At 41.5% G+C, this 7,019-nt stretch carries 6 protein-coding genes and 4 pseudogenes; 7 read left to right on the top strand and 3 right to left on the bottom strand.

Translation table 11 applies throughout. The features are described from left to right. The 4 genes and pseudogenes from LC574_RS18865 to LC574_RS38125 form a co-directional block, all read left to right on the top strand. The coding region (locus tag LC574_RS18865; RefSeq protein WP_229454922.1) for a sensor histidine kinase KdpD at nucleotides 1–820 on the top strand (820 nt) is incomplete at its 5' end. A gap of 731 nt (nucleotides 821–1,551) precedes the next feature. Continuing rightward, nucleotides 1,552–2,508 carry a serine/threonine protein kinase gene (locus LC574_RS18860; RefSeq protein WP_368736703.1) on the top strand — a complete coding sequence of 319 codons (957 nt, stop codon included), beginning with the start codon at nucleotides 1,552–1,554 and terminating at the stop codon, nucleotides 2,506–2,508. Nucleotides 2,509–2,530: 22 nt separating this feature from the next. Next, a pseudogene (locus tag LC574_RS18855) lies at nucleotides 2,531–2,977 on the top strand (DUF4351 domain-containing protein); the annotation flags it as partial. Nucleotides 2,978–3,019: 42 nt separating this feature from the next. Then, the gene (locus LC574_RS38125; protein WP_267871596.1) at nucleotides 3,020–3,142 is read left to right on the top strand and encodes a hypothetical protein; all 123 of its coding nucleotides are present in this window, start codon (nucleotides 3,020–3,022) and stop codon (nucleotides 3,140–3,142) included. A gap of 31 nt (nucleotides 3,143–3,173) precedes the next feature. On the opposite strand, the pseudogene LC574_RS18850 reads toward LC574_RS38125, so the two are convergent. Beyond that, a pseudogene (locus LC574_RS18850) lies at nucleotides 3,174–3,935 on the bottom strand (ABC transporter ATP-binding protein); the annotation flags it as partial. A 498-nt stretch (nucleotides 3,936–4,433) separates the two neighbouring features. On the opposite strand from LC574_RS18850, the gene LC574_RS39115 reads away from it, so the two are divergent. After that, nucleotides 4,434–4,595, top strand: a complete 162-nt coding sequence (locus tag LC574_RS39115; RefSeq protein WP_368736702.1) for a helix-turn-helix domain-containing protein — start codon at nucleotides 4,434–4,436, stop codon at nucleotides 4,593–4,595. Nucleotides 4,596–4,854: 259 nt separating this feature from the next. Here the strand turns inward: LC574_RS39115 and LC574_RS39110 are convergent. Then, nucleotides 4,855–5,277 (bottom strand): annotated as a pseudogene (locus tag LC574_RS39110) (GNAT family N-acetyltransferase); the annotation flags it as partial. Nucleotides 5,278–5,490: 213 nt separating this feature from the next. Between LC574_RS39110 and LC574_RS18840 the strand changes: the two are divergent. Further along, nucleotides 5,491–5,628 carry a hypothetical protein gene (locus LC574_RS18840; protein WP_229454919.1) on the top strand — a complete coding sequence of 46 codons (138 nt, stop codon included), beginning with the start codon at nucleotides 5,491–5,493 and terminating at the stop codon, nucleotides 5,626–5,628. 60 nt (nucleotides 5,629–5,688) lie between these two features. Here the strand turns inward: LC574_RS18840 and LC574_RS18835 are convergent. Then, nucleotides 5,689–5,868 (bottom strand): annotated as a pseudogene (locus LC574_RS18835) (flavin oxidoreductase); the annotation flags it as partial. Between the two features lie 24 nt (nucleotides 5,869–5,892). Here LC574_RS18835 and LC574_RS18830 point away from each other — a divergent pair. Further along, nucleotides 5,893–6,819, top strand: coding sequence for a 1-aminocyclopropane-1-carboxylate deaminase/D-cysteine desulfhydrase (locus LC574_RS18830; RefSeq protein ID WP_229454918.1), 927 nt, complete (start codon nucleotides 5,893–5,895; stop codon nucleotides 6,817–6,819). Nucleotides 6,820–7,019: the final 200 nt, after the last annotated feature.

The following is a 7,019-nucleotide window of genomic DNA, read 5'->3' as shown; positions in this document are numbered from 1 at the left end:
ATTGCATGAGCAACAAGTTCTCCAAGAAAACCAGCGAGATTTGCTGGATAATCTGTTGCATCAGTTTCGTAACCCTTTAACGGCATTGCGGACTTTTGGTAAACTGCTATTAAAAAGGCTCAGACCAGCAGACACAAACCGAAATGTGGCAAATAGTATTGTCCGGGAAAGCGATCGCCTCCAAGAATTGCTGCAACAATTTGATCAAGTAATTGACTTAACAGAGGCAGATTTAGCACCACTACATCTCCCCGAAGAAGTATTTGTGGAAGCAACTGTGCAAAAAGACGCCAAACCGCCGTTATTATTGCCGGGAACCGGAGATAAAGCAGTTGACTGCTCGTTAGCAGATATATTAGAACCATTATTAATATCAGCCACAGCGATCGCACAAGAGCGAAATCTACAATTAATAACCGAAATTAAGCACAATTTGCCTCTAGTACATGCCAATATCAAAGCATTACGAGAGGTGTTAAGTAACATTATCGATAATGCATTGAAATACACTCCTGCTGGTGGTAAAATCTTAATCCAAGCCGGACAACAAAAAGGTAATTTTCAAGGAATTGTCATCAGTGACAACGGCCCTGGCATTCCACCCCAAGATTTAGAACATCTTGGAGAACGGCATTATCGGGGTGTACAAGCGCAAACAGAAATACCCGGTACAGGTTTGGGGTTAGCGATCGCTAAACAATTAATAGAGCAAATGCAGGGCGAAATCGAGGTTTTCAGCCCTGCAATCAACTCTAAATTAACTTCACCCGATGCGCCGGGAACTACGTTTATTATTTGGTTGCCGGAAGTTGAGAATTAGTCATTTGTCATTTGTAAAGACTAATGGCTAATAACTGAAGTTGAGAGTTAGTTATTTGTCTTTTGTAAATACCAGGGCTATTTCATTCTCATCTAGCCCGCCTCAGAATAAATTCTGAGGCTAATAGCAAAAGTCGTCTAAAGACGACTAAGAAAGGCTTTTAGTCCACTAAAGTGGACTTAAGCTATGAGCCGCGGAACTTTAGTTCTGGGCGGTTTATGTTTATAGGACTTACGCACGCTCTACGAATTCTTGGCGTTCTTGGCGTCTTGGTGAACCAGCGCTGTAGGCGGGTTTCCCGCCGTAGGCGACTGGTGAACCCGAAGGGCGGTTCGATAAATTAAGCTTTTGGGCGATTTTTGCGTAAGTCCTAAGAGAGTAAGCGGGGAAATATTAATAGATGTGCAGCTCAATTTTAGAAGAGAGCAGGTGCGTAGGCGTAGCCCGCCGTAGGCATCGCATCCACAGGAGAATGGCTATATGCAAAAATTAATATAACTCTCTGAGATAATCAACCAATGACTTGGGCATCTGGACAGAAGTTACACCGCGATCAGTATGAAATTAAACAAGATTTAAGACAGGAGAACTTTGCTATAGGAATCGTATTTGATTTTTGAAATTATCTACAGAAGAAAGGGAGTGGGGAGTAGGGAATAGGGAATAGGGAATAGGGAATTAGGCTTTTCGAGTTGTACCGAGCTTTTTCAGAAATCAAATATTAGTCCTATATTACTTATCTTGCTGAGGATCGGGATGGCAAGAATGTTGTAATTAAAACATTGGATTCCAATTTACTTAATCAATTAAGTAACGTAGACCGCGATCGCTTAAAATCAGGTTTTGCAGATGAATCCCGTAAACTAGCAATATGCAAACATCCGAATATTGTCCAAGTCATTGATACCTTCGAGGAAGGTGATTTAAAATGCATGGTTATGGAGTATATTCAAGGAGATAATTTAGCTAAGATTGTCCAACCGCGAGGATTTCTCCCAGCAAAAGAGGCTCTAGATTACATCCAACAAATTGGAAAAGCACTCATTGCAGTTCATAAACAAGGATTTTTGCATCGAGATGTGAAACCAGAAAATATCATTTTGCGGGCGGGTACGCATCAGGTTGTTTTGATAAACTTCGACTTAGCACGAAGATTTGTTGATAACCCAGTGTCAAGTCGGGGTAACTGGGTTGACAAATTTACACCAATTGAACTGTATTCCAACTCTCCTAGACAACAGGCGCGACGTAAACCTTGGACTGATATTTATTCTCTTGCGGCAACTTTATATTTTTTATTAACAGGAAAACAGCCAGAAAGTGCTATTGAGCGCCAAGATAACAATAAGCGTTTAATTCCACCTAACGAATTGAATGATAAGATTAGCGATCGCGTCAATCAAGCCATTCTCCACGCAATGGAATTAGAACCAGACAAGCGTCCCGAAACAGTAGAACACTGGTTAAAAGAATTGGGTTTAAACACAGCAAGTCTTTCTCTTCCCAAACTTCTTTGGACACAACCTTTGTGGGCACGGATATTAGAAATTATGGGTATCGTAGCATTATTTGCAGCCTTGATATCAGGAATCAAAGATGGCACAGACTTATTCAAAGATTGGTTTCACAAACCAGCACCCCCGACACAACAAACCCCATCGTCTTCCACTCAACCACAAAATAGGTAGTAGGTCAATACGGTTCAGTTAGGAACAAGATTCGGCGTTATTTCTCGATAATCCTGCATTATTACCGTTAGCACCTTTAACACAGACAGATTCACCCCAAGGGTTATTATCCCAAGTTGCCCAGAGTGTTGCTAAAATTTCGGATAGGGAAACAAGGCAGAATATCGCAGCTTACACAGAAATATTAGCAGGTTTAAAGTTTGAGAAAGATTTAATTCAGCAATTTTTAGGAGAGGAAATTATGCAAGAGTCTGTAATTTATCAAGATATTTTGCAGAAAGGAGATAAGCAAGGTGAAGAACGTACAATTATCCGCCAGCTAAATCGGCGTTTTGGTGAAATAGATTCATCATTGATTGAGAGAATTAGAGTGCTATCTGTTGAAAAGCTAGATGATTTAGCAGAAGCATTACTAGACTTTTCACAAATATCTGATTTAGTAGCTTGGTTAGATGAACAAAAAAGCTAATAATAAGCAAAATAACCCCAGTTAAACCTGGGGAAGGATATTATGCAGGAGTCAGTAATTTATCAAGATATTTTGCAGAAAGGCGAACAACAGGGAGAACAAAAAGAAGCGGTTAGATTCTGTATATCTTTACTCAATGAACTTAGCTTGATTAAAAACATCTAATTTAAACCCAATCAACTAAAAAACTTCTCCACGCATCTACCAAACTTACACCCGCTAATTTTTGCAATACCTGTTTCGCTAGAGCAGCTTCTCCTTCTATTTCAATTTCATACCCGGAACCACCTGTCAACTGAGTCATTAAGTTTTCTGGTGTATTAGTTGCCACAACCTTACCGCGATTGATGATGGCGACACGGCTACAAGTCATGCTCACTTCTGGCAGAATGTGCGTGGAGAGAATAATTGTGTGAGTACCAGCAAGGCTTTTAATTAAATTCCGCACCTCAATTATTTGTCGGGGATCGAGTCCAACGGTGGGTTCATCTAAAATGATCGCTGGTGGATCGTGGACGATCGCTTGAGCAATTCCTACACGTTGGCGGTATCCTTTAGAGAGTTTGCGAATAATTACGCGCCGCTTATCTTCTAAGTTGCAGCGTTCGATAGCGGCTGTTACCTTGTTGGGGCGATCGCCTGCTGATACTCCCTTAATTCGGGCGACAAAATCCAAAAATCCCTCCACCGTCATCTCTGGATATAAAGGCGGTGTTTCCGGTAAATAACCAATGCGTTGGCGTACAGCTAGGGAATTTTCATGGACATCATAACCAGCAATCCGGGCATTTCCATTAGTTGCCGGTAAATAGCCAGCCAGAATCCGCATAGTTGTGGTTTTACCAGCACCATTGGGGCCCAACAACCCTAAAATCTCCCCAGGTTCAACGCTAAAAGTGACATCAGTAATCGCTGGGGTGGAACCGTATATTTTACTCAGATGTTCAACTTCGATCATCGGTATAGTGGCGATCGCAATTTATAGAATACCCAACAATCTTAGATCACGATATTGGGTATCGGGGATTGGCACTAAGATTAGCCGACAATGGGTAAAGTTCCTAAAAATTGAGCTTCATCTCAGGAGAATAGAAATGTAATTCTTCTTGAGAGCTTCTGCTTCCGTGAGAATACTATGTTATTTGAGGGATCAACCCGAAAATATCAGGGGTTAAAACTCAAAACGGAAATAGGCTATTTCGGAATGCGATCATTATTTGTATATAAAAATTTAATGCACTTGTAGCGTTTGCATTCTGTTGACCATTGTTACAAATGTGCTGACTTAGTACAACATTTCATTAATTCGTAGCGAATTCTCTGCGTACCTTTGCGCTTACCTCTGCGCCTCTCTGCGTTTAAATTTCAACCCTCAATTCGCCACGATTTTACGCAAAGCTGTACTTAGTTTAGTGATTGCGGCAACAGGCAATTTAATAGAGTATTGAAGGTAGAAATGCGCCTACTGGCTCGTTGTACAGTCCCATACTCATCAATGTCATTGGTCGAACTATGTGCAATCCTCTCTCTAAGCACCAGCGCAATAACTCAGTATTGCGCGTTGGCAAAAGAAATCCTGATTCGGAAATTGCTGTTGCAGCGCTCAGTAATGCTTTGAGGTCTTGATTACTGTGTGCAACTGCGTGTCCATCCAAGCCAAGTACAGTTATATATCCTGTTATGCAACCGTTATGTTCAACTACTGTAAGCGTTTGCTGCTCAATTGCATCAAGTAATTCGATTTGGCGAACATGACCATGAACTTGAAAACAGAGTTGGTTGCAGATATCGATATCTGCTGCGGTTGCTTTACGAACCACATAGCCTAAAATTTCAAGTTGAAGCGCCGTACCTTTTAAGATTGCAAGCGGTTCTCGCACACGAAATCCGAGTTTAGTATATAAGGATAATGAAGTACTATTATAAGCAGCTTGCACTAATCTGACACCTGTAAACTCTTGCTGCCGTGCGTAATCTAAGACGTATTGCATGAGATGCCTACCAATTGAACGTCCTTGTGTTATGGGGTTAACAGATAACGGCCCAATTCCAGCAATTGCCCCATTATTCCAGAGGAAATTACTGCCCACAATATGTCCATCTAGCTCCGCTACAACCGAGTAAACATTTTGACGTTTAAGTAGAGACGAAAACGACTTAATTGTAGCTTCAGGAGAAGCCCAGTCTGTAGTAAGATTATATCGTTCATCAAGGATCTTAAACGCTTCGTAAGAGATTGAACCGCACTCATGAGCGTCTTCAATCCTTCCCTCTCGCAAAATAAAGTTTGTGCTTTTCATAATAGGTATACTAGCCGTTTCAAGATAGTAAACCACAAAAGGGAGATGCATTAAAAAAATCAGAGGCAAAATAGAAACGTAGTGTGAGATTTCTTAATAAAGATATGGCTGCGGCAAGACTTGTGTGTACGCCGTAGTCTTAAGAGGAGAGAAATGAAAGTAAGGTTTTCCATATCCTGTGAAACAATGCCATTGTAAATCAAAACAATCGCATTGTTAGCCGAAACAATCACATTGTTAGCCGAAACAATCGCATTGTTAGCCGAAACAATCACATTGTTAGCCGAAACAATCGCATTGTTAGCCGAAACAATCGCATTGTCAGCCAAAACAATGGCATTGCAACTCTAACCATCTATCACTACATTCAAGTTGATTTTGCACCGTACATTCTAAATAGGCTAATGCCTCAATGCGGTTAATCTTTCCAGAATCGGCTAGTTCACAGTTGATTGATTCTACATTAACTCCATTTTGGATCAAACCTTGAGCGATCGCATTCGCCATAATTGCTGTATTTCCATAAGCAGAAGCATAGAGCAAAGCAACACTCAACTCTTGAGATTTTTGCCCTTAGCACCATTGACGGTAAATTCTAAGTTAGAATGTTTACGCATGTCGTTAACCTTTTTTCCTCCTCCTCTACAACAAATCAACAGCGAAATCGCCCGTCGCGCAGGTGTTGAACTGTATGTGCTGCGCCTCGATCTCATGCACCCGTGGGTTAATGGCAACAAGTGGTTCAAGCTGAAATACAATCTTTTAAAGGCCAAGGAGAAAAATTTCACGACGCTGCTAACCTTTGGCGGCGCTTATTCCAATCACATCTATGCAACTGCGGCGGCTGGTAATCTTTTCGGTTTTCGTACCATTGGTGTAATTCGTGGGGAGGAGAGGCTACCGTTGAATCCTACGCTGACTTTTGCTGTACAACAGGGTATGCAGCTTGTATATCTGAACCGCGAGATGTATCGACAGCGCAACACACCAGTGTTAGAGGAATATCTGCGACAACGTTTCGGTGAAGTGTTTATCATTCCCGAAGGCGGGAGTAATTTAAATGGTGTGCGCGGTTGCACAGAGATAATTGATCGTGCGATGCCTAAGGCTGGCTACGCCTACGCATTTGATCGTATATGCGTAGCCTGCGGTACAGCTACCACACTAGCAGGTATTGCGCTTTCGTTGCATGAAAAGCAAAGAGCGATCGCTTTTCCCGTTCTAAAAAATGGAGCATTTCTTGCACAAGAAATCGAAAGTTTATTGACAAATTACCTCGCCTCTGATTTACCCGCACCATATAGTTCTCCCGCTTCCTGGGAATTGGTATGTGATTACCACTTCGGCGGCTATGCAAAGGTGAACAATGAGTTGCTAGTGTTCAGCCAGCAGTTCACACAGGAACACCGCGTACCCCTTGATTACGTATATACCGCCAAAATGTTTTACGGAGTGATGGATTTACTAAAGCAGGGATTTTTTAGTAAAGGCGACTCATTACTGCTGGTACACACAGGCGGCTTACAGGGCAAGTCGGCATAGAACAAAGATTGCAGAGATTTTCTAAAATTTGAGTTGTTAAGATAATATGAATAGGACTTACGCAAACTCTACGATTCTTGGCGTTCTTGGCGTTCTTGGCGGTTCGATAAATTAAGATTTTTAGTACTTTTTGCGTAAGTCCTAATGAATTTAAATTGAAAATTGCTAGTTCTTAAAATCAGGCATGGAGATTTGCTTGT

This window comes from Nostoc sp. CHAB 5715, assembly GCF_020829685.1.
Lineage (GTDB): Bacteria > Cyanobacteriota > Cyanobacteriia > Cyanobacteriales > Nostocaceae > Nostoc.
Note: the sequence above shows the minus strand (reverse complement) of the source record. Positions and strands in the feature narration are given on the sequence as shown.

Excerpts from the sequence above, each read along its gene's own strand:
- LC574_RS39115 (WP_368736702.1), top strand. The coding sequence starts at position 4,434 with ATGCGCCTACTGGCTCGTTGTACAGTCCCATACTCATCAATGTCATTG.
- LC574_RS38125 (WP_267871596.1), top strand. The coding sequence starts at position 3,020 with ATGCAGGAGTCAGTAATTTATCAAGATATTTTGCAGAAAGGCGAACAA.
- LC574_RS18830 (WP_229454918.1), top strand. The coding sequence starts at position 5,893 with ATGTCGTTAACCTTTTTTCCTCCTCCTCTACAACAAATCAACAGCGAA.